At 70.1% G+C, this 26,302-nt stretch carries 24 protein-coding genes and 1 tRNA gene; 18 read left to right on the top strand and 7 right to left on the bottom strand.

Translation table 11 applies throughout. From position 1 onward, the window contains the following. The first annotated feature begins 227 nt into the window (after positions 1–227). From TU31_RS17245 to TU31_RS38670, 12 genes are all read left to right on the top strand, one after another. On the top strand, positions 228–677 hold the full coding sequence (locus TU31_RS17245; protein WP_042155235.1) for a DUF3307 domain-containing protein: 450 nt from the start codon (positions 228–230) through the stop codon (positions 675–677). Between the two features lie 98 nt (positions 678–775). Further along, positions 776–1,066: a hypothetical protein gene (locus TU31_RS17240; protein WP_042155581.1), complete on the top strand. Its 291-nt coding sequence runs from the start codon at positions 776–778 to the stop codon at positions 1,064–1,066. Continuing rightward, positions 1,063–1,926, top strand: coding sequence for a hypothetical protein (locus tag TU31_RS17235; protein WP_042155233.1), 864 nt, complete (start codon positions 1,063–1,065; stop codon positions 1,924–1,926). Before TU31_RS17240 ends, TU31_RS17235 begins: the two co-directional genes overlap by 4 nt. Further along, positions 1,905–2,954 (top strand): DNA cytosine methyltransferase, encoded by a 1,050-nt coding sequence (locus TU31_RS17230; protein WP_245698569.1) that lies wholly within the window; start codon positions 1,905–1,907, stop codon positions 2,952–2,954. Before TU31_RS17235 ends, TU31_RS17230 begins: the two co-directional genes overlap by 22 nt. Positions 2,955–3,022: 68 nt before the next feature. Next, positions 3,023–3,340, top strand: coding sequence for a hypothetical protein (locus tag TU31_RS17225; RefSeq protein ID WP_042155231.1), 318 nt, complete (start codon positions 3,023–3,025; stop codon positions 3,338–3,340). Between the two features lie 105 nt (positions 3,341–3,445). Further along, positions 3,446–5,563, top strand: coding sequence for an FtsK/SpoIIIE domain-containing protein (locus TU31_RS17220; RefSeq protein WP_042155230.1), 2,118 nt, complete (start codon positions 3,446–3,448; stop codon positions 5,561–5,563). Between the two features lie 191 nt (positions 5,564–5,754). Beyond that, complete coding sequence (locus TU31_RS17215) at positions 5,755–6,219, top strand: hypothetical protein (protein ID WP_042155227.1); 465 nt, start codon at positions 5,755–5,757, stop codon at positions 6,217–6,219. 91 nt (positions 6,220–6,310) lie between these two features. Beyond that, positions 6,311–7,198, top strand: a complete 888-nt coding sequence (locus TU31_RS17210) for a bifunctional DNA primase/polymerase (RefSeq protein ID WP_042155226.1) — start codon at positions 6,311–6,313, stop codon at positions 7,196–7,198. A gap of 2 nt (positions 7,199–7,200) precedes the next feature. Next, a complete protein-coding gene (locus tag TU31_RS17205) occupies positions 7,201–8,676 on the top strand; it encodes an AICE element replication initiation protein (protein WP_042155224.1) in 1,476 nt (491 codons plus the stop codon). A 416-nt stretch (positions 8,677–9,092) separates the two neighbouring features. Next, entirely contained in the window at positions 9,093–9,308 is a 216-nt protein-coding gene (locus TU31_RS17200; protein WP_042155222.1) for an excisionase family DNA-binding protein, read from the top strand. A gap of 84 nt (positions 9,309–9,392) precedes the next feature. Continuing rightward, positions 9,393–10,634, top strand: a complete 1,242-nt coding sequence (locus tag TU31_RS17195; protein ID WP_042155219.1) for a tyrosine-type recombinase/integrase — start codon at positions 9,393–9,395, stop codon at positions 10,632–10,634. Positions 10,635–10,971: 337 nt separating this feature from the next. Then, the gene (locus TU31_RS38670; RefSeq protein ID WP_158894515.1) at positions 10,972–11,628 is read left to right on the top strand and encodes a hypothetical protein; all 657 of its coding nucleotides are present in this window, start codon (positions 10,972–10,974) and stop codon (positions 11,626–11,628) included. A gap of 216 nt (positions 11,629–11,844) precedes the next feature. Here the strand turns inward: TU31_RS38670 and TU31_RS17190 are convergent. Both TU31_RS17190 and TU31_RS17185 read right to left on the bottom strand, forming a co-directional pair. Beyond that, positions 11,845–11,916, bottom strand: a tRNA-Cys gene (locus TU31_RS17190). Positions 11,917–12,142: 226 nt separating this feature from the next. Next, positions 12,143–13,006, bottom strand: coding sequence for an alpha/beta fold hydrolase (locus TU31_RS17185; RefSeq protein ID WP_042155217.1), 864 nt, complete (start codon positions 13,004–13,006; stop codon positions 12,143–12,145). A 138-nt stretch (positions 13,007–13,144) separates the two neighbouring features. Between TU31_RS17185 and TU31_RS17180 the strand changes: the two genes are divergently transcribed. From TU31_RS17180 to TU31_RS17165, 4 genes are all read left to right on the top strand, one after another. Beyond that, on the top strand, positions 13,145–14,770 hold the full coding sequence (locus TU31_RS17180) for an MFS transporter (protein ID WP_052718970.1): 1,626 nt from the start codon (positions 13,145–13,147) through the stop codon (positions 14,768–14,770). A 590-nt stretch (positions 14,771–15,360) separates the two neighbouring features. After that, entirely contained in the window at positions 15,361–17,157 is a 1,797-nt protein-coding gene (locus tag TU31_RS17175) for a DEAD/DEAH box helicase (protein ID WP_042155215.1), read from the top strand. A 389-nt stretch (positions 17,158–17,546) separates the two neighbouring features. Then, positions 17,547–18,188 carry an IclR family transcriptional regulator gene (locus tag TU31_RS17170; protein ID WP_042155213.1) on the top strand — a complete coding sequence of 214 codons (642 nt, stop codon included), beginning with the start codon at positions 17,547–17,549 and terminating at the stop codon, positions 18,186–18,188. A 105-nt stretch (positions 18,189–18,293) separates the two neighbouring features. Then, a complete protein-coding gene (locus TU31_RS17165; RefSeq protein WP_042155211.1) occupies positions 18,294–19,073 on the top strand; it encodes a S16 family serine protease in 780 nt (259 codons plus the stop codon). A gap of 67 nt (positions 19,074–19,140) precedes the next feature. Here TU31_RS17165 and TU31_RS17160 read toward each other — a convergent pair whose 3' ends face one another. From TU31_RS17160 to TU31_RS17140, 5 genes are read right to left on the bottom strand one after another with little or no spacing between them, the layout of a single operon-like run. Continuing rightward, the gene (locus TU31_RS17160) at positions 19,141–20,151 is read right to left on the bottom strand and encodes a glycine betaine ABC transporter substrate-binding protein (RefSeq protein WP_042155210.1); all 1,011 of its coding nucleotides are present in this window, start codon (positions 20,149–20,151) and stop codon (positions 19,141–19,143) included. Continuing rightward, positions 20,148–21,038 (bottom strand): ABC transporter permease, encoded by an 891-nt coding sequence (locus TU31_RS17155; protein WP_042155208.1) that lies wholly within the window; start codon positions 21,036–21,038, stop codon positions 20,148–20,150. The genes TU31_RS17160 and TU31_RS17155 overlap by 4 nt, the downstream gene beginning before the upstream one ends. Further along, a complete protein-coding gene (locus TU31_RS17150; protein ID WP_042155206.1) occupies positions 21,035–22,309 on the bottom strand; it encodes a betaine/proline/choline family ABC transporter ATP-binding protein in 1,275 nt (424 codons plus the stop codon). Before TU31_RS17150 ends, TU31_RS17155 begins: the two co-directional genes overlap by 4 nt. Continuing rightward, the gene (locus TU31_RS17145; protein ID WP_042155204.1) at positions 22,302–22,949 is read right to left on the bottom strand and encodes an ABC transporter permease; all 648 of its coding nucleotides are present in this window, start codon (positions 22,947–22,949) and stop codon (positions 22,302–22,304) included. Before TU31_RS17145 ends, TU31_RS17150 begins: the two co-directional genes overlap by 8 nt. Positions 22,950–22,963: 14 nt before the next feature. Continuing rightward, positions 22,964–23,431, bottom strand: a complete 468-nt coding sequence (locus TU31_RS17140) for an Lrp/AsnC family transcriptional regulator (protein WP_018091280.1) — start codon at positions 23,429–23,431, stop codon at positions 22,964–22,966. 129 nt (positions 23,432–23,560) lie between these two features. Between TU31_RS17140 and hppD the strand changes: the two genes are divergently transcribed. Further along, positions 23,561–24,715 (top strand): 4-hydroxyphenylpyruvate dioxygenase, encoded by a 1,155-nt coding sequence (hppD, locus tag TU31_RS17135; RefSeq protein ID WP_042155202.1) that lies wholly within the window; start codon positions 23,561–23,563, stop codon positions 24,713–24,715. A 67-nt stretch (positions 24,716–24,782) separates the two neighbouring features. Beyond that, complete coding sequence (locus TU31_RS17130; protein WP_042155200.1) at positions 24,783–26,147, top strand: FAD-binding oxidoreductase; 1,365 nt, start codon at positions 24,783–24,785, stop codon at positions 26,145–26,147. Positions 26,148–26,302: the final 155 nt, after the last annotated feature.

Raw genomic sequence — 26,302 nt, 5'->3', positions numbered from 1 at the left:
AGACCGAAAGATCACCTCTCCATACGCCTGAAACGGGAGCTCGCTCCCGAAGGAGACACCGCATCACCGCCCCGATGGTCGTAGGCCGGGTTCGACCCCCGGCCGGGGCACTTGGCCGACCGCTTCTTGCGGTTCCGGCTCTCACGCCCGGCGCGGCGGCACTCCCGGACAAGGACAGCCCGCCGCGCCTGGTTTCCCTATCCCGACACAGCCAGGAGATCACCACCGTGCACGCTGCCACCTTCGCCGCCGTCTTCATCGCCCTGTACGTCGCCCACAGCGTGGGTGACCACTGGGTGCAGACCTCGCACCAGTCCGCTCACAAGGGCCGCCCCGGATGGGTCGGCCGCCTCGCTGACGCCCGGCACGTCGCCACCCTGACGCTCACCAAGCTCGCCGTCCTCATCCCGGCCGCCGTGCTGCTGGGCCTGCACCTGTCGGTGCTCGGCATCGTCGCCGGGCTCGGCATCGACGCCGTCACGCACTGGTGGGCCGACCGGCGCAGCACGCTCGCGTGGCTGGCCCGGGTGACCGGCAAGGGCGAGTTCTACCGGCTCGGTGCCCCGCGCGTCGGCCACGACGACAACCCGCACATCGGCACCGGCGCGTACGCGCTTGATCAGTCCTTCCACCACCTGTGGCTGCTGGTCGCCGCGCTCGTCATCGCCACCGTCTGACCCCTGGTTCTTCGCGGGGCGGTCGCACTCCCGGACAAGGACAGCCGACCGCCCCGCGCCATCCCGACGTACCTGACAAGGAGAGATCCACCATGCGCATGCGCACTTTCGTCGCTGGTCAAGAGGCCGCTGACGAGACGGAGTTCGTAGAGCTGGCCCTCGGCATTGACATCGATCTGTTCCGCGGCCCGCTGGAGAAGGAGACGACCGAGGAGCGGCGCGCTCGCAGGGACGTGGCTCGCGAAGTCCTGCGGGATCTGCGGGAGTCGGCGGAGGCCGGTGACGAGGTCGCTGGTTGGGACGCCCTGTATGCCGACGCGCTGACCCGCACGGTGCCGTTCATCCGGGCCGCTCGCGGTCAGCGGGCCGGGACGGGAGCGGCGGCATGAGGGCGAAGACCGTGCTGCCCGCCGTGGCGATGACGGCGGTGTCCATGGTGCTCACGCTGGCCGTGGTCGTGATGTGGCTGGGCACGGCCGTGCCGTGGCTGATCGCGCTGGTCGTCGGTCTCGGTATCGACGGGGGCTGGTTGGCGACCCTTGCTTATGAGCGGCGGCTCGCTGCGCAGGGCGACCACTCCCGTGCGGTGACCGCCGTGGGCTGGTGCTTCGGTCTGCTGGCGACCGGTGTCCTGGTGGCCCACGCGGTCGCCGCTGACCAATCCGCCGGCGCGTGGCTGGCCGTGGCGTGGCTGCCGATCGCGGCCAAGGCCCTGTGGCTGGTCCACGGGCTGTGGGAGCGCACGGCACTCACCCCGAGGGCACTGGAGTCGATCCGGGGTATCCAGCAGGAGGCCCGGGACGAGGCGGCCGTGGCACGCGCCCGGCTCCGTTCTGAAGCGGCCACGGAGGAGACTCGACTGACGGCCGTGACGGGGGCCGGGGCACGCGTCGCACGCGTCCAGGCCGAGACCGCCAAGACGCTCTCCAAGGCGTGGTCGACACTGGAGACGACGCGGGCGAGCGAGGAGACCGGCAAGGCGCTGACCAGCGTGACGGCCCCCGTCACACCCGGCGACACACCCCGCTGGGACCTGCCCGTGTGGGGCCCCAGCGTGCCGGTCAGGGCTCCCGTCCTAGAGGCGGCACCCGCCCTCACCGATGACGCGCTGGACGCGGTGGTGGAGGAGATCCGCACCAGCCGGACCCCGCCCTTGTCCTACCGGGAGATGGCCGCCCGATTCCGGACGGCTGGCCACTCCGCCTCTGAGGTCCGCTTGCGGGCCGCGTGGAAGCGCGTGGCCGCGTGATGGGGGCGCTGCGTATCGGCTCCGTGTGCACCGGCTACGGCGGCCTGGACATGGCCGTCCAAGCAGTGTTCGGCGGTGAGCTTGCGTGGGTGGCGGACAACGACCCCGGCGCGAGCCGCATCCTGGCCCACCGCCATCCCGGGGTGCCGAACCTGGGCGACATCACCACCGCCGACTTCTCGCGCGTGGCGGCGGTCGATGTCGTCTGCGGCGGCTATCCGTGCCAGCCGTTCAGCTCCGCCGGCAAGAGGAAGGGAACTGCCGATGCCCGGCACATCTGGCCCCACATCGCCCGTGCCCTTGGCGTTCTACGACCCCGCTACGCGGTCTTTGAGAACGTCGCAGGGCACCTTTCTCTCGGATTCGACGCCGTCCTCGCTGACCTTGCCGCCCTCGGGTTCGATGCGCGCTGGTGCACTCTTCGCGCATCTGACGTGGGCGCGGCTCACCAGCGCAACCGCCTGTTCGTCGTTGCCTGGCCTGCCGACACCGGCGGCGAGGGACTGGCGGGGCGGCGGGCAGCGGGGGCAGCTCCCGACCGCCGTCGGCTCGCTCCTGCCGACCCCGTCGACCTCGGAGAACACCGGACCCGGGCACGCGGCACAGGGCGGGATGAACCTGCGGCACGTCGTCTCCCTGCTGCCCATCCCGCGCGCGTCGGAGAACGAGAACCGGCAGACGCGGCGCACACCGTCACAGGAAGCGGGCATTCACGGCAAGTGCCTGGCGGCGGAGATGGCCAGCCTGCCGACCTCGGCGACCTCGACTGGCGCGAGTACGGTCCGGCGATCGCCCGCTGGGAAGCGGACCTCGGGCGGCCTGCCCCCGGGCCAGTTGACGCTGTGGGACGGCTGAGCCCCGTCTTTGTCGAATGGCTCATGGGCCTGCCCGCCGGGCACGTCACCGCCGTCCCCGGCCTGTCCCGCTCCGCACAGCTCAAGGCGCTGGGCAATGGCGTGGTTCCCCACCAGGCAGTGGCCGCGCTCCGCTTCCTCGCGCCCACCCTGTCCGCCCGCGCTGCCGCCTGAGCTGCGGAGACGGACGTGAAAACCAACATGAGCACCTTCGCCCATCACACCCCCGAGGAGCACCTGACATGGGCAACTCCGACGTCCGCCGTCTGGATCGCGAGATCCGGGCAACCGAGAAGAAGTTGGAAGCTGTCCGGCGGGGCGAGTCGTGGCCGTTGAACGGCCGTGAGCGCCGTGCGATGGCCCGCGCTCTGGCGGGCGGCTCCTACCGCGCCGCCCGGGGGCGCAGCACGGCCGGTGCCGAGGAGCAGCTCGACTCTCTCGGCAGCGCTGCCGAGATGCGGCTGAACGCGGAGCTGACCGCCCTGCACGGCGAGCGTCAGCGGCTCATCACCGAGGCCGCCCGCGACAAGGCCCAGAAGAAGTCGTCCGGCTGGTTCTGACCAGCCCCTTCCTTGCGCCGGGGGGGCCGCCTCTTTCCACGGACACGGCCACCCCGGCCCTCCCTTACTCCCGCCCCCAAGGGGGCAGTCAGGAGAACTTCCAGCATGTCTGAGAACGTCGTCCACCTCCACAAGCCCATCGACCCCCCGACCCCCGACACCGCCCCCACCGTGCTCACCGTCGTCCCCGACGCGCCGCCGGCGCGGCCCGTGCCCCTGTGGGTGCGCTCCAGCCGCGTGGTGAAGACAGCCGCCACGCACGAATCAACGCGGGCGACGGTCCGGGCTGCGGCCCGGCACAGCCTCTACACCCTCAACGGGGGCCGGATCGTGGCCCGTCGGGCTTGGGACGGCCGTACCGGGTCCCGGTACGAGCGGATGATCCGGGCGGCGGAAGCCGCGGGGAACCTGGAAGCGGCCGAGGAGTGGGAGGAGCGGTTGCAGCGCTTCCGCGCCGCCCGCCACCACCGCCGCATGGACCTCCTCCACTCGCCCGTGGAAGCCGCCAAGGGCGTGGCCGTCGGCGCCGGCATGAGCATCGGTCTCCTGGTCGCCCTCGGCGTCGTCCTGGCCCTGAACACCGGGCACGTCGGCGACGTCATCACCCCCCTGTCGGCGACCATCGACTTCATCGCTCTGCTGATCCGGATCGTGCGGGTGGTCTGGGGCCCGGCGCTGGCGATCGGCCCGTTCCTGGCCCTGCTGGCCCTGTGGTCGGTCGGCCGCAAGCAGCAGGCCGCACCGAACTGGGCACTCCCGGCGAACGTGCGATCTGACGAGGGCGAGCCGATCACCCCGTCGATCGTGGTCAAGGCCCTGCGCGACCTCGGAGTGCCCGCCCTGGCGCGAGCCATCAAGGAGATGGGCGACGCCGGCGCGAGCATGCTCGGCCCGATCAGGATCGCTGGATGCGGTGTGGAGGTCGACGTGACCCTTCCCTCCGGGGTGTCGACCAACGAGGTGCAGGGCAAGCGCCGCAAGCTCGCCGAGAACCTCACCCGGCACGAACACGAAGTGTTCATCACCATCCCCCAGGCGGCCCGAACGGTCCGGCTGTGGGTGGCCGACTCCGGGGCGCTGGATGAGCCGATCGGCCCGTCCCCGCTGGTCACCGACGAGTCGATGACCGCCGACTACGCCAAGGGCCACGCCCCCTGGGGCCAGGACCTGCGCGGTGACGCTGCCGCGCTGAGCCTGTACCAGCGCCACCTCTTGATCACGGGCCTGTCCAACCAGGGCAAGACCGTCGCCCTGCGCTCCCTGGCCCTGTGGCTCGCGCTGGACAAGTCGGTGCAGTTCCTCATGGGTGACCTCAAGGGCGTGGGCGACTGGGCCATGTTCGACGGTCTCGCCACGACCCTGATCCAGGGGCCGACGGATGAGCACGTGATCCAGGTGACCGAGATGGTTGAGGGCGCGGTGGACGAGATGAACCGCCGTATCCAGGCGCCGCCCGGCACCGTGTTCCCGCCGCTGATCGTGCTGGTCGACGAAGCGCAGGTGGCGTTCATGTGCCCGGCCAAGGACGCCGAGAAGCGCCCCTACGGCGGGTCGAAGGCCAACTCCCGGTACTTCATGGCCGTCCGGAAGATCAACAACCAGGGACGGGCCGTGAACGTGCTGATGTGGCAGGGCACCCAGGACCCGACCAACGAGAACCTTCCCAAGCTGGTCCGCGAGGGCGCCCACACCCGCGCCTCCCTCGCCCTGGGCACCGAATCCCAGGCCCGCATGGCCCTGGGGGACAAGGCCGTTGACGGGGGCGCCGCGCCGAACCTGCTGCGTCCGGGTCTGGACCGGGGAACCCTGGTCGTCGCCTCCGACGGCATCGCCATCCCGGCCGGACAGTCGTCCATCACCGTGCGCACGCACTACATCGACGACGACGCAGCCGTGGCCATCACCGACCGGGCCAAGGCCCTGCGCGACGGCGTCACCACCCTGCACGCCATCGAGCGCGAAGAAGAGCACGACGCGCTCGCCGACATCGCCGCCGTCGTCGGCGACGCGCCCCGCGTGCGGACGAAGGACGTGTTGGCGCGGCTCGCCGCGCGGAACGCGGAGGCTTACGGCGGTTGGTCGTTCATCGACCTCAAGCGCGTCCTGGACGACGCCGGCGCCGAGCCCTACAAGTCCGACGGCGTCATGGTCGTCGCCCGCGACCGCGTCACCCGCGCCCTCGCCAACCGCGACGAAGACGGTTCCGCTTCCGCCGACGGATGACAGGGAGCGCGCCGCCGACGGGTCAGGGAGGCAGGGAGAACTCCCTGACCCGCCTCCCTGTCTCTGACCTCGACAAATGATCGTTCAGGGAGTCAGGGAGGCACGCAGGTCAGACCCCCGAACACCCCTCCACAACGCCCCCTCAAGGGGGTGTCTGTGCCTCCCTGGCCACGCGCCGGAAGGGATTCCGCATGTACCCCGACCACGCCCCGCACGTGCCCGTACAGCGGGCCGTGGAAGTCCACCAGCCCACCCCGTACCCGCCCGCCGTCCCCGCCCCCGCACCGGTCGCGCCGATGAAGCCGAACGGCGCTCCGGCGGTGGCGAGCATCGTCCTGCCCGACGGCCGTGTCGTCACCGGCTACGCCATCAACCCGACGCAGCCTGAGCCGGTCGTGGGCAAGCCGGTCGTGTCCCGCACGGCCGTGAACGTCGCCCTCGGGGGTGTCGGGTTCCTCGCGGTGTGCGGCGGGCTGCTCCTGCTCACCTCGTTCATCGCCGCGCTCACCGCGTTCATCACTCAGCTCATCATCCTGGCCGCCGTCGTCTTCGGCGGATGGATCGCCGTGCAGATTTTCAGCGCGAGCGGCCACCAGGGCGGCACCACCGTGAACATCCGCAAGGCCGTGATCAAGCGAAACCACTTCAACGGCTAGCTACGCCCGAGGGCGGCGGCACTCCCGGACAAGGACAGCCCGCCGCCCTCGGTCTCCGTATCCCGACGTAGCAGAACAGGAGACCTACAGCATGACACCTGACTGCAAAGCCCGATGCCGCCCCACTGGAAATCATCCGGACGGGAGCCACCTGCGGACCGCGTTGGACCTCGCGGCGGCCGGCGTGCCACCGCTGCCCCTGCGGGTGGGAAAGCTCCCGTTCGGCAACTGCCGGGCATGCAAGGGGAACGCGTGCGGCGGCCGGCCGAACATGAAGAACGCCGGTCCCTGCGAGTGCGCCAGCGTCTGCCACGCCTGGGCCGCAGCCACCATCGATCCTCGCGTCCTCACCTCGCCGGCATGGGCGTCCGCGTGGCGTGAGGCGGCGGCCGTCGCTTACCACCCCGGTGGGGCGGGGCTGACGGTGGTCGACCTGGACGACGCGGCAGCCGTCATGTGGGCCCGTGAGGCCCTGCCCACCACCCGCACCGTGCCGACGACGCGCGGTGAGCACTGGATCTACCAGGGCACCATGCGCTCGGTGAACGACGTCCGGGACGGCGTCGACATCAAGTCGCTCATGTCCTACGCGCGGTGGCTCGGTCCAGGAACGGGCACCATGACCGATCTGCCCGACGCCGTGCGCGCGCTGGCCGTGACGAAGCCCTCCACGGTCCGGCCCGCACGGCCTGTCGTCACCGTGCCCACGCTCGCCGGGGGCGGGCAGTGTCGTCATCGCACGCCTGCCTACCTGGAGCGTGGCATCTACATGGCCGAGCAGCGCATCACCGAGGCGCGCAACGCGGTGCACACCACCGTGTACCGGACGTTCCTCGCCGTGCTGTCTGTCCACGGCAGGTGTGGCTGCCTCACCGACGCCCACGTCACGCGGCTGTTCGCCGCCGCGCAGGCCAAGGGCGAATCCCCCCGGCACTGCACCGACGCGTGGACCAACGCCCGTACCAGGTTGGGACTGTGACCATGGCCGACGACGAGAAGAATCCCGCCCGTGAGGTCATCACCGACTACGCACAGGCGCACTTCCGGTACTTCCGCACCGCCGACGGGACCGTGTACGCCCAGAAAAACGGCCACCCCGTGGCTCGCCCGATCCGCTCCCAGGGCACGACGGGCAGCCACCGCCAGGAACTCATGGTCGGCCTCTTCCGCGACGGACGCGGCGTATTCAACGGAACCGCCCTCAAGGAGGCGTTGGACTTGATCGAAGCCCTCGCACTGACCGAGGACGTCCAGCCCGTCCACATCCGCGTCGCCCCCGGATTCGACGGCGCGACGTGGCTGGACCTGGGCCGCAGCGACGGGCAGTCCGTCCGTATCCACCCCACCGGGTGGGAGATCGCTGTCCCTGACCCACGCGAGGTGTGCTGGCGACGCACCCAGCTCACCGGGGAGCTTCCCCTGCCGGCCAAGGACACCGACGACAAGGGCATCGACCTCCTGCTCAGGCTGTGCAACTTCGCCAACGCGGAGACTGAATGCCTGGCCATCGCGTGGCTGATCGGTTGCCTGGGGCCGTCTGTGCCCGTCCCCGCGCCGTTCCTCACCGGCCCGCAGGGCGCCGGAAAGTCCACCGCGGGGCGCATGCTCGTGCGGATCATCGAGGGCATGAGCGGCGACCTGCGCCGCGCTCCGAAGGACGAAGAGAACCTAATCGCGGCCGTGGCCGCCGGTTGGGTCACTGCCCTGGACAACCTCTCCCACATGACCCCGGACCTGTCCGACGCCATGTGCTGCATCGTCACCGGCGCCGAGAACGTCAAACGCGCCCTCTTCACCGACGGAGACGTGTTCCGTGCCCGCTACCGCCGCCCCCTGCTGCTGACCGGTATCGATGTGGGCGTCATCCGGCCCGACCTCGCCGAACGGCTCCTACCCCTGCGTCTGGAGCGGCCCCGCGTCCGGCGCACCGAGGCAGAGCTGTGGGCGGAGTACGCAGAGGCACTGCCCATGGTCCTCAGGTCTCTCCTGGACCTCACGGTGAAGGTCCGTGCGGTCGAGGCGGAGACCCCGACCGACCTACGGATGGCGGACTTCGCCCACCTGTGCGCACAGCTCGACGCGGCAACCGGCCTCGGAGCGCTCACCGCCTACCGGGCCAGCCTGGACGACCTGAATGACGACGTGATCGAGGGCGATCTCCTCGCGCAGACCGTCCTCCGGCACGCCGACAGCATCGCTCCGGGTACGGATCAGCGGATGACGTCCACCGAGTGGCTGCACCTCCTGAGCGGCCTCTACAGCAGCGACGAGGTACGGCCCCTGCCCAAGGGCTGGCCGACCACGGGCAAGGTCCTCTCCGACCGCCTCAAGCGCCTCCAACCGACCCTGGCCGCCCGTGGCGTCCTCATCGACTCGGGACGCACCAGCGCGGGCCGCTACCTCGAAGTGACCCGCCTGGCCACCCCGCCCCCACACGAGCAGAAGCGGGCGTTCTGACCCGCGATCCGCACGCGGACAAGCAAGAAGAGCACCAGCGGCGCGGCGTGCTCCTCTTGCTGTTCGGCGCAACGCGCCGCCCAAAGGTCGCGCCGCGCAGCGGCTCCTTCTTCACGCTGTAGGCGCCCAGCACTACAACAGACACCCCCTCTTTTGTCCTAAGAGGGAAGACGCTGCGTCATCTGCGTCACGCAGACGAGAAAACGGCCCCTGACCTGCAACTACAGCCATGACGCAGACGACGGACCCTGCGTCATCCTGCGTCATCTGCGTCATGACGTGACGCAGCCCATGACGCACCCCCCGATCGCTGCGTCAAGGAAAACCACAGGTCAGAAGCTTGAATGACGCTCATGACGCAATGACGCAGAAATCCGCACCTCGGACAGCCCGCCCTGATCGAAGGGGATCTCCACATGGACATGGCCGACACCGCCGCTGTTGATTCCACCCTCGTCCTACTCACCGTCGAAGAGGCTGCCCGCCGACTCCGCATCGGCCGGACCACCTGCTACGGGCTCATCCGCTCCGGAGAGCTGGAGTCCGTACCCGTGGGCCGGCTGCGCCGCGTCCCCGCCGACGCCCCGGCCGCCTACGTCACCCGTCTCCGTACCGCCCAACGCGCCGCTTGACGACGCCCGGGGCGGCGGCACTCCCGGACAGGACAGCCCGCCGCCCCGGTCTCCATCCCGACACCAAGAATCAGGAGCCTGCCTGTGGCAGAGGAAAAGAAGCGCACCCGACAGCCCAACGGCCGCAGCTCGATCTACCTCGGTAAAGACGGCAAGTGGCACGGTCGCGTCACGGTCGGCATCCGGGACGATGGAACGCCAGATCGCCGCCACGTCGAACGGAAGACCCGCGCTGAGGTGACTGCCGCTGTACGTGAGTTGGAGAAGCAGCGCGACGCCAAGACGGTGAAGAAGCCCGGCAAGGCGTGGACGGTCAAGGCGTGGCTGACGCACTGGATCGAGAACGTCGCGCCCCTCGCGGTCAACGACAACACGATGGTCGGGTACGGCGTGGCGGTGCGGAAGCACCTCATCCCCGGCTTGGGGGCTCACCGCCTCGACAGGCTCAAGCCCGAGCACATCGAGGCGTTCTACGCCAAGATGCAGGCCAATGGCAGCAAGCCCGCGACCGCTCACCAGGCGCACCGTACGTTCCGGACTGCGCTCAATGAGGCTGTTCGGCGCGGCCACCTCGGTAAGAACCCCGTCCAGTTGGCCAAGGCTCCGAAGACGGGTGAGTACGAGGTGGAGCCCTACAGCGTGCAAGAGGTGCAGCGCCTACTGAAGGCCGCCGACCAGCACCGCAACTCCGCACGCTGGGCCGTCGCCCTTGCGCTCGGACTGCGGCAGGGGGAAGTGCTGGGTCTCAAGTGGGAGGACGTAGACCTTGACGGTGGATTTCTGGTGGTCCGCCGTAGCCGTCACCGGCCGCAGTACGCGCACGGGTGCGTGGAGTCCTGCGGGCGCAAGGCCGCCGGGTACTGCCCGCAGCGGCGACGCACCAACCCGGAGACGTCCACCACCAAGTCGCGTGCCGGCCGCCGCGCGGTCGGTCTCCCGGAACAGCTCGTTGGCCTACTGCGAGCGCACCGCGAGGCCCAAGACGCGGAGCGGCAGAAGGCGGGGAAGCGCTGGATGGAAAGCGGCTGGGTGTTTGCTGATGAACACGGCCGAAGCCCTTCCCACCAGAGGGACTGGGCCGAGTGGAAGGCCATGCTGGCGGAGGCGAACGTCCGTGACGGGCGGTTGCACGACGCGCGCCACACGGCAGCCACCGTGCTGCTCATCCTCGGCGTACCTGAGCGGGCCGTCATGGGCCTCATGGGGTGGTCGACAACCGCTATGGCCGCCCGCTATCAGCACATGGTCGACTCGGTTCGGGTAGACATCGCCGGACAGGTTGATGGTCTGATCTGGAAGTCGGACAGCAAGCGACCGCCAAGGTGAATGGGGTCCGGGGTAGCTGGCGTTGCGGCTGCCCCGGATACCGTGCCGCGGACAACTACCTGTGGGACATCGGGCGGTGGTGAATCCTAAGAACTTGGTGTAGCCAGCTGGTGTCCTGAACCCTCCGGGGCTGCGAAAGGGCCTTGCGGCCCGCAGTGCGGGCCGCATGAACACTAATCGTCCTGTGAGGCTGGAAGGGCTCGGTCGCTGTGTCAGCCTCGGGCTCTGCGGCGCCCGAGGGACTTCTCTCCGAGGGGCGGTCCAAACTTGACCCTCGCCTTCTGCCTCGCCAAACGGGACCTGCTGCTACTTTGCGCAAAAAGAATCGATGCGTTGAGTGACGAATGAAGGGGTCGAGTTGTTTGCAGGGTGGTGGGGGCCGGAATGGTTGTGGCTGGGATTGGCCGTGCTCTTGGCTACCACGGTGGCTGGGGGGCTGGCCTTCCTCTTTTTTCGGTGGGTAACCGGAAAATGGGGAGTGCCGACACACTTCGATCGGATGAAATTTTCGTGTTCTGGCGCAATCGGTGTTGCAGGTATTGTTGCTGCGGTCGGGATTTTCTTCGCAACCGAGATTGTAGGGAGCAGTCACATCGAAGAGCCATCAACTGGCACTGGGTCATCATCAACTGTGACAGTCTCGGCCGATGAGGGCTGGATGAATTCCGGAGTGCGGGTCGACTCTGGCGAAGAGGTTGAAATCACCGCCACGGGGGAGTGGTATCCATTTGGCAATGGCTATGGCGTAGGGCCGGAAGGGTGTACTAATCGAGACGTGTGCGCACAGGAGTTCAATCAGCCCGAGAATGTCTGCTGTATGGCTCATGCGGGACTAATTGGAAGGATTGATGACGAACAGCCCTTTAGGATTGGAGAAAAGCGTACTCATCGTAATGATGGGGCTGAGGCGGAGCTTTATCTAAGGATTAACGATAGGAGATTGATTGATAATAGCGGCGACATAAGGGTGACCATCAAGAAACTCTCTAGGTAGTGGCGGACGCGCGGTACTTCGAACCGCCGACCCGAGTGCGGCAGGTCATCGCGCTGGAACCGCTGCGCCCCGTTGGCGACCGTCCAAGCGGGGTCGCCAACACGTACAGTCGACGCGCTCGTACAGCAACTGAGACGGGAACTGAGACGAACGAATGAAGGGGCGATGCCCCCGCTAAAGGTGCTGGCCCTTTGTTTTGCCTGGTCAAGGCAGCAGAGGCCGTGGCGGGATTCGAACCCGCGTAACTCGCTTTGCAGGCGAGCCCCTGAACCACTCGGGCACACGGCCGGGGTGCGGTGCTGTCCTGACTGTAGGCCGCGGGGCGGGGGGCCCGGCAAGGGTGTGGGGCGGGGTGCCATGAGGCTGCAATGTGGGGAAACGGGGCGCAACACACGGCAACATGTGGCAGCTCGCGGCAGCGCGGGCCGACACGGGGCAGCGTGGGGCGGGCGTGGGGCGGCGTGGGGGTTCTGAAAGCCGCTGGGAGGCTGGAGCTTGGTGGGGTGGGCGGGGCTTACGTCGTGTGGAGGAAGTTCTCCACCAGTGGGGCGAACAGGGTCGGTTCGTCCACCCAGGGGTAGTGGCCCACGCCGTGCAGGGGGTGTACCTGTGCGTCGGGGAACGAGGCGGCCACCAGTTCGCCCGCTTGCATGCCGGTCACGCCGTCCCGGTCGCCGGTCACCACCAGCACCGGGCAGGTCACCTCCCGCAGCCCGGCCAGCAGGGTCAGGCGCAGCTGCTCGTCCACGCCCTGCCAGAAGCCGGCCCGCGGTACCGGTCCCAACTGCTCGCCCTCCGTGGCGGCATGAGCCCGCTGCGGCTCGTCCCACCGGCCGTAGGCGAGCGGTGCCGCGGCGAACAGCAGCTCCCGTACCTCGCTCAGATCGGTCGCCTCGGTCAGCTGCTCCAGCGCCGCCGAGGCCTCCGGCCACCACTCCTCGTGACGGCGGGTCTCGAAGATCTCCCGTGCGTCGTCGGGGAGTTCGCCCTGCAACCGGGAGCCGGGGCAGACCAGCACCAGCCGGGTCAGCCGCTGCGGATACCCCGCCGCGTACGCCTGCGCGACCGCGGCCCCCGCGTCGTGCGCGAGCAGCGCGAACCGCTCCAGGCCCAGATGCGCCCGGAGCGCCTCCAGGTCCTCGGCGAGCTGCGGGAAGGCGTAGCGGGCCGGGTCGGCGGCGGCCGGGGAGGCGCCGGTGCCGCGGCCGTCGGGCAGGATCAGCTGCCGGTGTGCGGCCAGGCCGCCGAGGTCGCCCAGGTACGCGGCGTCCCGCCCGGGTCCGCCGGCCAGGCACACCAGCGGCGGCAGGGGGGAGTCGGCCGGGCCGAGCACGCGGTAGTGGAGCTCGGCATCGTCGTACGTACGGAAGTGCGGCATACGGACAGCCTGCCCGACATGTGGCGATGCAGGCGGGGCGAGGCGTTCCGGGCGGGCCGGCGGCGTAGGACCGATGACCGACCCGATCCCCGTCCTCCGCCAGGGGCACGACCGTAGTACGGCCCTTACGCTGGCCCGATGACCGCTGACCGCCCGCACGACTTCGGCACCGGTGCCGGCACGGGTACCGGCACCGGCCCCCACCCAGGCAGCGCCGAGGGCGCCGGCATCGGCACCGACGGGGGCGCCGACGCCGCACCCGGCGCGGTGACCCCCGCCGCACCCGGCGCGGAGAGCATCGCTCCCCCCGGCGCGGAGATCACCGCCACCCCCGGCCACCTCGCCCGGGCCGCCGCCGCCGACGACGGCGGCGGTGGGCCGGACGGCGGCATCCTCGGCCGGGCCCATCGTGCGCTCACCCTCGGCATCGTCTCCGTCGTCTCGCTCGTCGCCTTCGAGGCCAGCGCCGTGAACACCGCGATGCCGGTCGCCGCCCGCGCCCTGGACGGCATCGGGCTGTACGCCTTCGGCTTCTCCGCGTTCTTCACGGCGAGTCTGTTCGCGATGGCGCTCGCGGGGGAGTGGAGCGACCGGCGCGGGCCGCTCGGGCCGCTGTTCAGCGGGATCGCCGCGTTCGGCACGGGGCTGCTGATCGCGGGCGCCGCCCGGAGCATGGGGATGTTCATCGTGGGCCGCGGGGTCCAGGGCATCGGCGGCGGGCTGGTGGTGGTCTCGCTCTACGTGGTCGTCGGGCGCGCCTATCCCGAGCGGCTGCGGCCGTCGATCATGGCGTCGTTCTCGGCGGCCTGGGTGGTGCCGGTGATCGTCGGCCCGCTGGTCGCCGGGACCGTCACCGAACACCTCGGCTGGCGCTGGGTCTTCCTCGCCATCCCCGCCCTGATACTGCTGCCGCTCGTGGTGATGCTGCCCGCGCTGCGCACCCTGCCGCGGACCCGCCCGGCCCCGGCGGGCGGCGTACGGCAGGTGCTGGGCAGCCGGCGCTGTCTGCTCGCGCTGGCCGTCGCGGTGGGCGCCTGCCTGCTGCAATACGCGGGCCAGCACCCGGCCTGGTCCGCCCTGTTGCCCGCGGCCGCCGGACTGGCACTGCTGGCGCCCGGCATCGTACGGCTGCTGCCCCGCGGTACGTTCCGGGCGGCGCGCGGCCTGCCGAGCGTGGTGCTGCTGCGCGGGCTGGCCGCCGGGGCGTTGGTCGCCGCCGAGAGCTTCATCCCGCTGATGCTGGTCACCCAGCGCGGACTCTCCGCCACCGTCGCCGGGCTCTCGCTCACCGGCGGCGGGCTGACCTGGGCCCTCGGCTCGTACGTGCAGAGCCGGCCGCGCCTGGAACCGTACCGGGAACGGCTGATGGTCCTCGGCATGGTGCTCCTGGCGCTGGCCATCGCGCTGGTGCCGCTGGTGTTGCTCGACGGCGTGCCGGCCGGGATCGTCGCGGCGGCCTGGACGCTCGGCGGATTCGGCATGGGCCTGAACATCTCCAGCGCCGGCGTCCTGCTCCTGAAACTGTCCCGCCCCGAGGAGGCCGGCAGTAACTCCGCGTCCCTGCAGATGTCGGACGCGCTGGGCAATGTGACGTTCGTCGGCCTCGGCGGTGTGTTGTTCGTCGCGTTCGGCGGCGGCGAGATCGGCGCCAGCGCCTCCGGCGCCAGTGCCGCCATGAGCCACCCCGCGGCGTTTGTGGCCGTGTTCGCGATGATGGCGGCGGTCGCGCTGGCCGGTTCGGTGACGGCTTGCCGTGTTAAGTAGGCGCCCCACGTTTTCGGCTTTCCCGCCGTGGTGGTTGTTCGCCGTTGCGCCTGCGGCGGGCGGGGCCGCTGCGCGGGGCTGTCGGGTGCGGTGACGGGCCTGCGCGGGTGGGGGTGTCCGGACTGCTTCGCTTTACGTCCGGACACCCCCACCCGCTCCGGCCCGTCCCCTCCCGTTGAAGGGTGGGAAAACCTTGGTGGGTGGATCCGTAGTGGTCCGGTGCACGCCGTAGGGCCCGGTTATGGCTTACGTTGGCCCGCCCCCACCCACCTGTATTCACTCCTCCCACGGGAGGGGACGGGCCGGAGGGGCCGGTGTGTGGGACGTAAAGCGAAGCAGTCCCACACACCGGCCCCGGAGGTCCGTCACCGCACCCACAGCCCCGCGCAGCGGACCCGGCCCGCCGCAGGCGCCCCGGCGGGAAACCGCAAGCATCACCCGAGCCCACGCCCCGCGCAGCGGACCGGCCCGCCGCAGGCGCAACGGCGAGAAACCCCCACGGCGGGAAAGCCGACACCGTGGGAAGCCAAGACCAAACGCAGCGATAGGGTGGCGCGGTTGCCGATCCCCGAGTCCAGCCGACGGAGACCGTGACTACCACCACCAGCGCCACCAATAACCATCACCTGTCCCCGGCCTTTCCGGGGCGGGCCCCTTGGGGTACCGCGAACAAGCTGCGTGCCTGGCAGCAGGCGGCCATGGACCGCTACATCCAGACGCAGCCGAGAGACTTTCTCGCCGTCGCGACGCCGGGCGCCGGCAAGACGACCTTCGCGCTCACGCTCGCCTCGTGGCTGCTGCACCATCACGTCGTGCAGCAGGTGACGGTCGTCGCACCGACCGAGCATCTGAAGAAGCAGTGGGCGGAGGCGGCGGCCCGGCTGGGCATCAAGCTCGATCCGGAGTACAGCGCGGGGCCGCTGGGCCGTGAGTACCACGGTGTCGCGGTCACCTATGCCGGTGTGGGTGTCCGGCCGATGCTGCACCGCAACCGGATCGAGCAGCGCAAGACGCTGGTGATTCTCGACGAGATCCACCACGCCGGTGACTCGAAGTCGTGGGGCGAGGCGTGCCTGGAGGCGTTCGAGCCGGCGACCCGGCGGCTGGCGCTGACCGGTACGCCCTTCCGGTCCGACACCAACCCGATTCCGTTCGTGACGTACGAGGAGGGGAACGACGGCATCCGGCGTTCCTCGGCCGACTACACCTACGGTTACGGCAACGCGCTGGGCGACGGTGTCGTCCGGCCGGTCATCTTCCTCTCCTACAGCGGCAATATGCGCTGGCGGACGAAGGCGGGCGACGAGATCGCGGCCCGGCTGGGCGAGCCGATGACCAAGGACGCGGTCTCGCAGGCGTGGCGTACGGCGCTGGATCCGCGCGGTGAGTGGATGCCCAATGTGCTGCGCGCCGCCGATCAGCGGCTGAGCGAGGTCCGTAAGTCGATTCCGGATGCCGGGGCGCTGGTGATCGCCTCCGATCAGGAGCAGGCGCGGGCGTACGCGAAGCTGATCCGGGAGATCACGGGAGAGGGCGCCACCCTCGTCCTGTCCGACGACTCCGGGGCCTCGCAGCGCATCGATGACTTCTCGCACTCCCAGGACCGCTGGATGGTCGCGGTCCGGATGGTGTCCGAGGGGGTGGACGTGCCGCGGCTGGCGGTCGGGGTGTACGCCACCACGATCTCGACGCCGCTGTTCTTCGCGCAGGCCGTGGGGCGGTTCGTGCGGTCCCGTAAGCGCGGTGAGACCGCCTCGGTCTTCCTGCCCACCGTCCCGATGCTGCTCGGCTTCGCCAACGAGATGGAGGTCGAGCGCGACCACGTCCTCGACAAGCCGAAGAAGGACGGGGAGGAAGATCCGTACGCCGAGTCCGAGAAGGAGATGGACGAGGCGAACAAGGAGCAGGACGAGGACACCGGCGAGCAGGAGCAGTTCTCGTTCGAGGCGCTGGAGTCGGAGGCGGTCTTCGACCGGGTGCTCTACGACGGTGCCGAGTTCGGTATGCAGGCGCACGCGGGCAGCGAGGAGGAGCAGGACTACCTCGGCATCCCCGGGCTGCTGGAGCCCGACCAGGTGCAGATGCTGTTGCAGAAGCGGCAGGCGCGGCAGATCGCGCACAGCAAGAAGCGGCCGGATGCGGAGGCGGATCTGCTGGAGCTGCCGGCCGAGCGGCGTCCTGTGGTCACGCACAAGGAGCTGCTGGAGCTCCGGAAGCAGCTGAACACGCTGGTCGGCGCGTATGTGCACCAGAGCGGGAAGCCGCACGGGGTGATCCACACCGAGCTGCGGCGGGTGTGCGGCGGGCCGCCGAGCGCGGAGGCCACCGCGGGGCAGCTGAGTGAGCGGATCAAGAAGGTACGGGAGTGGGCCACGCGGATGAAGTGAGTCCGCCCGTGGCCGTGGGGGCGGTGTGCCGGTGGTGCGGCGCGCCGCCCTCCTCCGTACCCGCCCCCGACGGGGCCGCTGTGACGTGCCGGGCATGTCCGCCCCGTCACACCCGGATAACGCCGTAGTCCTCCCTGAAACACCACACGGAGCAGAACGGGGCGCTCTGGGCGGACGTACTGGGATATTCCGGGCGTGAGCGACCGGATTCTGGACGGACTCTTCCGCTCACCGAACCGGCTCGCTACTGTCCCGGTCACGCACACGCCCCGTGGCAGCGCCGCCGCGGAGCGCAGCCGGTGCCACGCGGCCGGCGGCCTCTAGCGCGCGCTGCTGCCGGGACCGCAGCGCGTCGCGCCCGAGGGCCGCCACTCACCCAGGAGGGCGTCGTGACCGCAGAGACCTCCCAGACACTCGACCGAGGGCTGCGTGTCCTCAAACTCCTCGCCGACACCGATCACGGGCTGACCGTCACCGAGCTGTCCAACAAGCTCGGCGTCAACCGCACGGTGGTCTACCGCCTCCTGGCCACGCTGGAGCAGCACGCCCTGGTGCGCCGCGACATCGGCGGCCGGGCCCGGGTGGGCCTGGGCGTGCTGCGCCTGGGCCGTCAGGTGCACCCGCTGGTCAGGGAGGCCGCGCTGCCCGCGCTGCGGTCGCTCGCCGAGGACGTGGGGGCCACCGCGCATCTCACCCTCGTCGACGGCACGGAGGCGCTGGCGGTGGCCGTGGTGGAGCCGACCTGGACCGACTACCACGTGGCCTACCGGGCCGGTTTCCGTCATCCGCTGGACCGGGGGGCCGCCGGGCGGGCGATCCTCAAGGCCCGGCAGGGCCGCACCCACGACGCCGGACTCGCCCTGACGCACGGGGAGTTGGAGGCCGGCGCGAGCGGCGCGGCGGCCCCGCTGCTCGGGGTGAGCGGCATCGAGGGGAGCGTGGGTGTGGTGATGCTCGCCGACACCGTCTCCGAGCGGGTCGGACCGCGGGTGGTCGACGCGGCCCGGGAGGTGTCCGAGGCGCTCCGCTGAGCCCTGGTGCGGCCGGGGCCGTGGGGTGTGAAGGGGCGGTGGCCGTGTCGTGAGGCGGCAGCGCCGTAAGGCCCTGGTGAGGCGGGGGTCATTTAGGGTGGCGGGGTGTCTGCACGCACCCGAGCCCTGGCGGTCTGCACCGCCCTCGTCCTCGCCCTTCTCGTCACCGCGGTCCTCGCCCCGCTGCCGTATTCGCTCGCGTATCCCGGTATGACGGCGAATGTCCTCGGTAACGACGAGGGCAAGCCGGTGATCACCATCAGCGGAGCGCGGACCCGGAAGACGGACGGGCAGCTGCGGATGACCTCGATCGTGGCGACCGGCCCGGAGGCCGCTGTCCATCTGCCGGACATCGTCAAGGGCTGGTTCCGTACGGACGAGGCCGTGATGCCGCGGGAGGCGGTCTACCCGGTGGGGGAGAACACCGAGGAGATCGCCGAGCACAATGCGCAGCAGATGCGGGAGTCCCAGGACACCGCCACCAGCGCCGCGCTCGGGCAGCTCGGCAAGTCCGGCCAGGACATCAAGGTCAAGCTGAGCCTCGCGGACGTCGGCGGGCCGAGCGCCGGGCTGATGTTCGCCCTGGGCATCGTCGACAAGCTGGACGGCGACGGCGCGGGCCATGACCTGACCGGCGGGCGCACCATCGCCGGCACCGGGACGATCACGTCCGGCGGCAAGGTCGGCGCGGTGGGCGGCGTCCCGCTGAAGACGCAGGCGGCGCGGCGGGACGGCGCCACGGTCTTCCTCGTCCCGCGCAAGGAGTGCACGGACGCGCGGGCGGAGCTGCCGAAGGGGCTGCGGCTGATCCCGGTCAGCACGCTCGACGGCGCGGTGGACTCCCTGAAGGCGCTGCGGACCGGGGGCAAGGTCCCCAGCTGCTGAGGCGGGGGAGCGGCGAACAGCGGACGCGGGCCGGTGCCCGGCGGCCCCGCCTCCCTCAGGACGCCCCTCACCCCTCCTTGATGAACCCCTCCTGCACCAGCCAGTCCTTCGCGACCTCGTGCGGGTCCTCGCCGTCCACGTCGACCTTGCGGTTCAGCTCCTGGGCGACGGTGTTGTTGAGCGCCTTGGTGACCGGGGCCAGCACCTCGGCGATCGACGGGTACTTCTTCAGGGCCTTGGCGTTGATCTCCGGAGCCACGTTGTAGTTGGGGAAGAAGTGCTTGTCATCGGCGAGGACGTGCAGATGCATCGCCTTGATCCGGCCGTCGGTGGTGAAGACCTCTCCGAACGCGCAGGCGCCCTTCTCCGTCTCGGTGTAGACGACGCCGCCGGTCATCTTGCGGATGTTGGCGGACGGCACGTTCATGCCGTAGGCGCGCGCCATGCCCGGCAGACCGTCGTTGCGGGTGGCGAACTCGTTCTCCACGCACATCGTCACGGCGCCGGGCTTCTTGTGGGACAGCGCCGCGACCTCGGAGAGGTTGTGCACCCCCAGCTTCTTGTAGTTCGCGGTGTTCAGCGCCAGCGCGTAGGTGTTGTTCAGCGTCGAGGCCGGCAGCCAGACGATGCCGTTCCTGGCGTCCTCGTCGCGGACCGCCTTCCACTGCTCGTAGGGGTCGATGATCGGCTTGGTGTGGCCGAGGTAGGTGATCCAGCCGGTGCCGGTGTACTCATACGCGGCGTCCGCCGTGCCGGACCGGACGGCCTCCCGGGCGCCGATCGACCCCTGGATGCTGGTCTTGTCGATGACCAGGGCGCCGGCCGCCTGGAAGACCAGCCCCATGATCTGGCCGAGGACGATCTGCTCGGTGAACTCCTTCGAGGTCACGGTCAGATGCGCACCGGAGAGCGGGCGGTCCGGATAGCCCGCCTTGGGGCCCGGCAGCACGTTGTCGGACATCGCGCTGCCGCTGACCAGGCCACATCCGCCGAGCACGACCGCGGCGAGCAGGGCGACGGCGAGCCGGGTGGCCGGGCGGCGTCGGGGGCGGCGTGCCGGGCGGGGGTGCCTGCTCATACCGTCGCCTCCAGACCGCGCGGGCGGAGCAGCAGTTCGGCCAGCGAGGCCAGCCATTCCACCAGCAGGGCGAGCGCCACGGTCAGCACCGAGCCGAGGATGAGGACGGGCATCCGCTGGGTGACGATCCCCGCCGAGATCAGGTCCCCGAGACCGCCGCCACCGCCGAAGGTCGCCAGCGTCGCGGTGCCGACGTTCAGCACCAGGGCCGTACGGACCCCGGCCAGGATCAGCGGTACGGCCAGCGGGAGCTCGACCTGGGTCAGCACGCCGGTGGGGGACATGCCGATGCCACGGGCGGCCTCGGTCAGCGTCGGGTCGATGCCGCGCAGCCCGGCGATGGTGTTGGCGAGCACCGGCAGCACGGCGTAGATGACCATGCCGACGATCGCCGAGCGGGCGCCGATGCCCAGCCAGATCACCAGCAGCACCAGCAGACCCAGGGCCGGCACCGCCTGCCCGAGGTTGGCGAAGGCCATCGCGACCGGGGTGGCCCGACGGAGCTTGGACCGGGTCAGGGCGATGCCCAGCGGAATCGCGATGATCAGCACGAAGAAGGTGGAGATCGCGGTCAGCTGGATGTGCTGGCGCAGCGCCAGCCACACCTTGCCGTTGTCCACCGCCTGATGGGCGATGGAGTCCAGCCGGGCGCCACGGAACCACAGCCAGGTGGCGAGCAGCGCGAGCACCAGGAAGGCCGGCATGAAGGTCCACTTCTGCCAGCTGATCCGGCGCACACCGGCCCGTGCGGACGGGACGGGCGCCTCACCGGCGGCCAACTCCCGCTGTGACATCTCCACTTCGTCCTTGAAGGCCAGCGCCTCGTGATCGCTCGGATGCCGCTCGCTCCGGCGCGGGCGCTCGCCGCTCCCGCCGCCGGGGCTCATGCGGGGCCTCCCGGGCCGCCCTCGGGGCCGCCCGCCCCGGCCAGGCCCTCCTGCTCCATCTGGGTCTGGCGGGCGCGCCACTCCTGGAGCTGGTGCTGATGCTCGATCGCTTCGAGGCGGTCCGCCTCCAGCAGCTCATGGACGTTGTTCATCAGCGTCTCCATGTCGACCACGCCGATGTACTCGCCGCGCCGCCCGGTGACCGCGGCCCGGCCCGCGCTGTCGGTGAGCACCGCCTCCAGGGCGTCGCGCAGCGTCGCGTCCCGGGACACGGTGTGCTGGACCAGGGTCCCGGCCCGGGCCAGCGATTCCCTGGCCCGGGCCAGGTCGCCGCGGCGCAGCCATTTGTACGGGCGGCGGTTGCGGTCCAGCAGCAGCAGTTCGTTGTGGGAGCCGGAGCGCAGCCGGTCGAAGATGGTCTCCAGCCGGTCGTCGAGGCCGGCGGTGGGGAAGTCGACCACGCCCACGTCCCGTACGCGGGTCAGGTTCAGCCGCTTGAGTGCCGCCCCGGCGCCCACGAAACCGGAGACGAAGTCGTCCGTGGGGTTGGTGAGGATGGCTTCGGGGGTGTCGAACTGGGCGATGTGCGAGTGCTCGCGGAGCACCGCGATGCGGTCGCCGAGCTTGATGGCCTCGTCGAAGTCGTGGGTGACGAAGCAGATGGTCTTGTGGAGCTCGTGCTGGAGCCGGATCAGCTCGTCCTGGAGGTGGTCGCGGGTGATCGGGTCGACCGCGCCGAACGGCTCGTCCATCAGCAGGACGGGCGGGTCGGCGGCCAGCGCGCGGGCCACGCCGACGCGCTGCTGCTGGCCGCCGGAGAGCTGGCGCGGATAGCGGCCGTGGAATTCGCGCGGGTCCAGGCCGACCAGGTCGAGCATCTCCTCGACCCGGTTGCGCACCCGGCTCTTGGACCAGCCGATCATCTTCGGGACCAGGCCGATGTTCTGGGCGACCGTCATGTGCGGGAAGAGGCCGGACGCCTGGATGGCGTAGCCCACCTTGCGGCGCAGCTTGACCGGGTCCATGTCCGTGACGTCCTCGTCGCCGATCCGGATCCTCCCGTGGGTCGGCTCGATCAGCCGGTTGATCATCTTCAGACAGGTGGACTTGCCGCAGCCCGAGGGCCCCACGAAGATCACGATCTCGCCGGCCTTGACCTCCAGATTGACGTTGTCCACCGCGGGGCTGGGGTTCCCCGGGTAGATCTTCGTCAGGTCCTCCAGATGGATCCTGGCCCCGGAGGCCGGGGCGGTAGCGGTCGTCTCAGGCACGGATCCCCCTGGAGATGGTCAGGCGTCCGATCAGGACGTACGCGGCGTCGAAGAGAAGAGCGAGGATGGCGATCCCGAGGGTGCCGGAGAGCACCTGGTTGAGGGAGTTGGCGCTGCCCAGCGAGGCGATCCCGCGGAAGATCTCGTTGCCCAGGCCGGGGCCGGATGCGAAGGCGGCGATGGCGGCGATGCCCATCAGCATCTGGGTGGCGACCCGGATGCCGGTGAGGATGGGCGGCCAGGCCAGCGGCAGTTCGATGCGGAAGAGCTGGGTGGTGCGCGACATCCCGATGCCCCTGGCCGCGTCGATCAGATCCGGGTCCACCCCGCGCAGCCCGACGATGGCGTTACGGACCACCGGCAGCAGCCCGTACAGGGTCAGGGCGATCACCGTCGGGGGGACGCCGAGGCCGACGATCGGGATCAGCAGACCGATCAGGGCCAGGGAGGGAATGGTCAGGATGGTGGCGGTCGAGGTGGTGGCGAGGTTGCCCGCCCACTCGCTGCGATAGGTCGCCACGGCGATGCAGACCCCCAGCAAGGTGGCGAGCACCATGCACTGGAAGACCGCGCTGGCGTGCTGATATGTGTCCGTCAGCAGCTGGGCGTGCCGGGTGCCGACGTACTCCCAGAAGCTCACTCGGTCTCCTCGGTTCAGTCTCCCGATGCTTGTTTCACCAGCGGGATGATCCGCAACGGAACCGGATTTTCCATCACGATTGCCGTCGAGGCCCGCACGATGCCATCAAAGCCCACAACCCGGTCGATCACCCGCTGCAGATCGGCGTTGGAACGGGCGACGAGCCTGCACAGCATGTCCCCATGTCCCGTCGTTGTATGCAGCTCCAACACCTCGGGAACGGTCGTCAAGTGGGCGCGTACGTCATTCCCTTGACCCTGTTTGATCTCCAGCGTCGCAAAAGCGGTCACGGGATAGCCGAGCGCCGCCGGGTCCACCTCCGGTCCGAAGCCCCGGATCACTCCATTCGACTGAAGCCGGTCGAGCCGGGCCTGGACCGTGCCGCGCGCCACTCCCAGCCGCCGGGACGCCTCCAGCACCCCGATCCGCGGCTCCTCGGCGAGCAGCTCCAGCAGCGCCCCGTCCAAATGATCGATCGCCATCGGCTGTCCCTTCGCTTTTGATGGTCATCATGTACAGATAGCCCGGCGATGCCGGCGTTTCGCTAGGCATAATGCCCAGACAATCCGCGAACTATTGCGCACCTTGTGGATCGGAGAGACTCTGCGGCCATGGCAGACACCACGATGCACCCTCAGCCCACCACCCCCGGCGCGACCCGGCAGGCGGACCCCTTCCCGGTCAAGGGGATGGACGCGGTCGTCTTCGCCGTCGGGAACGCCAAGCAGGCCGCGCACTACTACTCGACCGCCTTCGGCATGAAGCGCGTCGCCTACTCCGGTCCGGAGAACGGCAGCCGGGAGACCGCGAGTTATGTGCTCGAATCCGGCGGCGCCCGGTTCGTGTTCACCTCCGTCATCAAGCCCACCACCGAGTGGGGCCACTTCCTCGCCGACCATGTCGCGGCCCACGGTGACGGCGTCATCGACCTCGCCATCGAGGTCCCGGACGCCCGCGCCGCCTACGAGCACGCCGTGGCCCAGGGCGCCACCGGCCTCGTCGAGCCGCACGACCTCAAGGACGAGCACGGCACCGTCGTCCTCGCGGCCATCGCCACCTACGGCAAGACCCGGCACACCCTCGTCGAGCGCACCGGCTATGACGGCCCCTACCTGCCCGGTTTCGCCGCCGTCGAGCCGCTGGTGGAGACCGGCCCGCGGCGTTTCCAGGCCATCGACCACTGCGTCGGCAACGTCGAACTCGGCAAGATGAACGAGTGGGTGGCCTTCTACAACAAGGTCATGGGCTTCACCAACATGAAGGAGTTCGTGGGCGACGACATCGCCACCGAATACAGCGCGCTGATGTCGAAGGTCGTCGCCGACGGCACGCTCAAGGTCAAGTTCCCGATCAACGAGCCCGCGATCGCGAAGAAGAAGTCGCAGATCGACGAGTACCTGGAGTTCTTCGGCGGCCCCGGCGTCCAGCACATCGCGCTGGCCACCAACGACATCGTCGCCAGCGTCCGGGCGATGCGGGCCTCCGGTGTGGAATTCCTGGACACCCCCGACTCCTACTACGACACCCTCGGCGAGTGGGCCGGCGAGACCCGGGTCCCGGTGGAGACGCTCCGCGAGCTGAAGATCCTGGTCGACCGGGACGAGGACGGCTATCTGCTCCAGATCTTCACCAAGCCGGTCCAGGACCGGCCGACCGTCTTCTTCGAGATGATCGAGCGGCACGGCTCCATGGGCTTCGGCAAGGGCAACTTCAAGGCCCTCTTCGAGGCGATCGAGCGGGAGCAGGAGCGGCGCGGCAACCTCTGAGCCCCAGGGGGCGCCGCGGGCCGTACACGATCTTCCGTGTGCGGCCCGCGGATGCGAGGCTGAGGGTATGGACCTCATCGCACGTCTGCGCGCCGGGCTCCCGGATGAAGCGATCCTCACCGACCCCGACATCACCGGCTCCTACGCCAACGACATGGCGAGCTTCTGCGAGGCCGGCACACCCGCCGTGGTCGTGCTGCCGCGCACCGTCGAGCAGGTCCAGCACATCATGCGGACGGCCACCGAGCTGCGGGTCCCGGTCGTCCCGCAGGGGGCGCGTACGGGGCTGTCGGGCGCCGCCAACGCCTCCGACGGCTGCCTCGTGCTCTCGCTGGTCAAGATGGACCGGATCATCGAGATCAATCCCGTCGACCGGATCGCGGTGGTCGAACCCGGTGTCATCAACGCCGTGCTGTCCCGCGCGGTGAACGAGCACGGCCTCTACTACCCGCCCGATCCCTCCAGTTGGGAGCAGTGCTCCATCGGCGGGAACATCGGCACCGCCTCCGGCGGCCTGTGCTGCGTCAAATACGGTGTCACCGCCGAGTACGTCCTCGGCCTGGACGTCGTCCTCGCCGACGGGCGGCTGCTGACGACCGGCCGCCGCACCGCCAAGGGGGTGGCGGGCTACGACCTCACCCGGCTGTTCGTCGGCTCCGAGGGAAGTCTGGGCATCGTCGTCCGCGCCGTCCTCGCGCTCAAGCCGGAGCCGCCCCAACAGCTCGCCCTGGCCGCCGAGTTCCCCTCCACCGCGGCGGCCTGCGAAGCCGTCTGCGAGATCATGGCCCGCGGTCACGCCCCCGCGCTGCTGGAGCTGATGGACCGTACGAGCATCCGCGCGGTCAACGCCATGGCGCAGATGGGCCTGCCGGACAGCACCGAGGCGCTGCTGCTGGCCGCCTTCGACACCCCCGAGCCGGCTGCCGACCTCGCCGCCGTCGGCGCGCTGTGCACCGCGGCCGGCGCCACCGAGGTCGTGCCCGCCGAGACCGCCGCCGAGTCCGATCTGCTGCTCCAGGCCCGCCGGCTGACCCTGACCGCGCTGGAACGGGTCAAGTCCGCCACGATGATCGACGATGTGTGCGTGCCGCGTTCCCGGCTCGCCGAGATGCTCGACGGCACCGCCGCCATCGCCGAGAAGTACGGCCTGACCATCGGCGTCTGCGCCCACGCGGGGGACGGCAACACCCACCCGACGGTCTGCTTCGACGCCGCCGACCCGGACGAGTCCCGCCGGGCCCGCGCCTCCTTCGACGACATCATGGCGCTCGGCCTCCAGCTGGGCGGCACCATCACCGGTGAGCACGGGGTCGGTGTGCTGAAGAAGGAGTGGCTGGCGCGCGAACTGGGGCCGGTGGGGCTGGAGTTGCAGCGCGGCATCAAAGACATCTTCGACCCGCTGGGAATTCTCAACCCCGGCAAGCTTTTCTGAAGTCCACGGGATTTGCCGGAAGCGCTCGGGCTTTTGCGAAGCCGGTCCGACGCCATTCCTTGCCGTGCGGTCGCGTATTTTACCCGTGGTCGTGAGCGCGCGCAGAAAGAGTTGCGGGGCGGTCACGCCGAAGTCCTGACATGGCGGGGGCGGGT

The sequence above is a fragment of the Streptomyces lydicamycinicus genome (assembly GCF_000829715.2).
Classification (GTDB): domain Bacteria; phylum Actinomycetota; class Actinomycetes; order Streptomycetales; family Streptomycetaceae; genus Streptomyces; species Streptomyces lydicamycinicus.
This window is presented reverse-complemented; position numbering and strand designations above follow the sequence as displayed.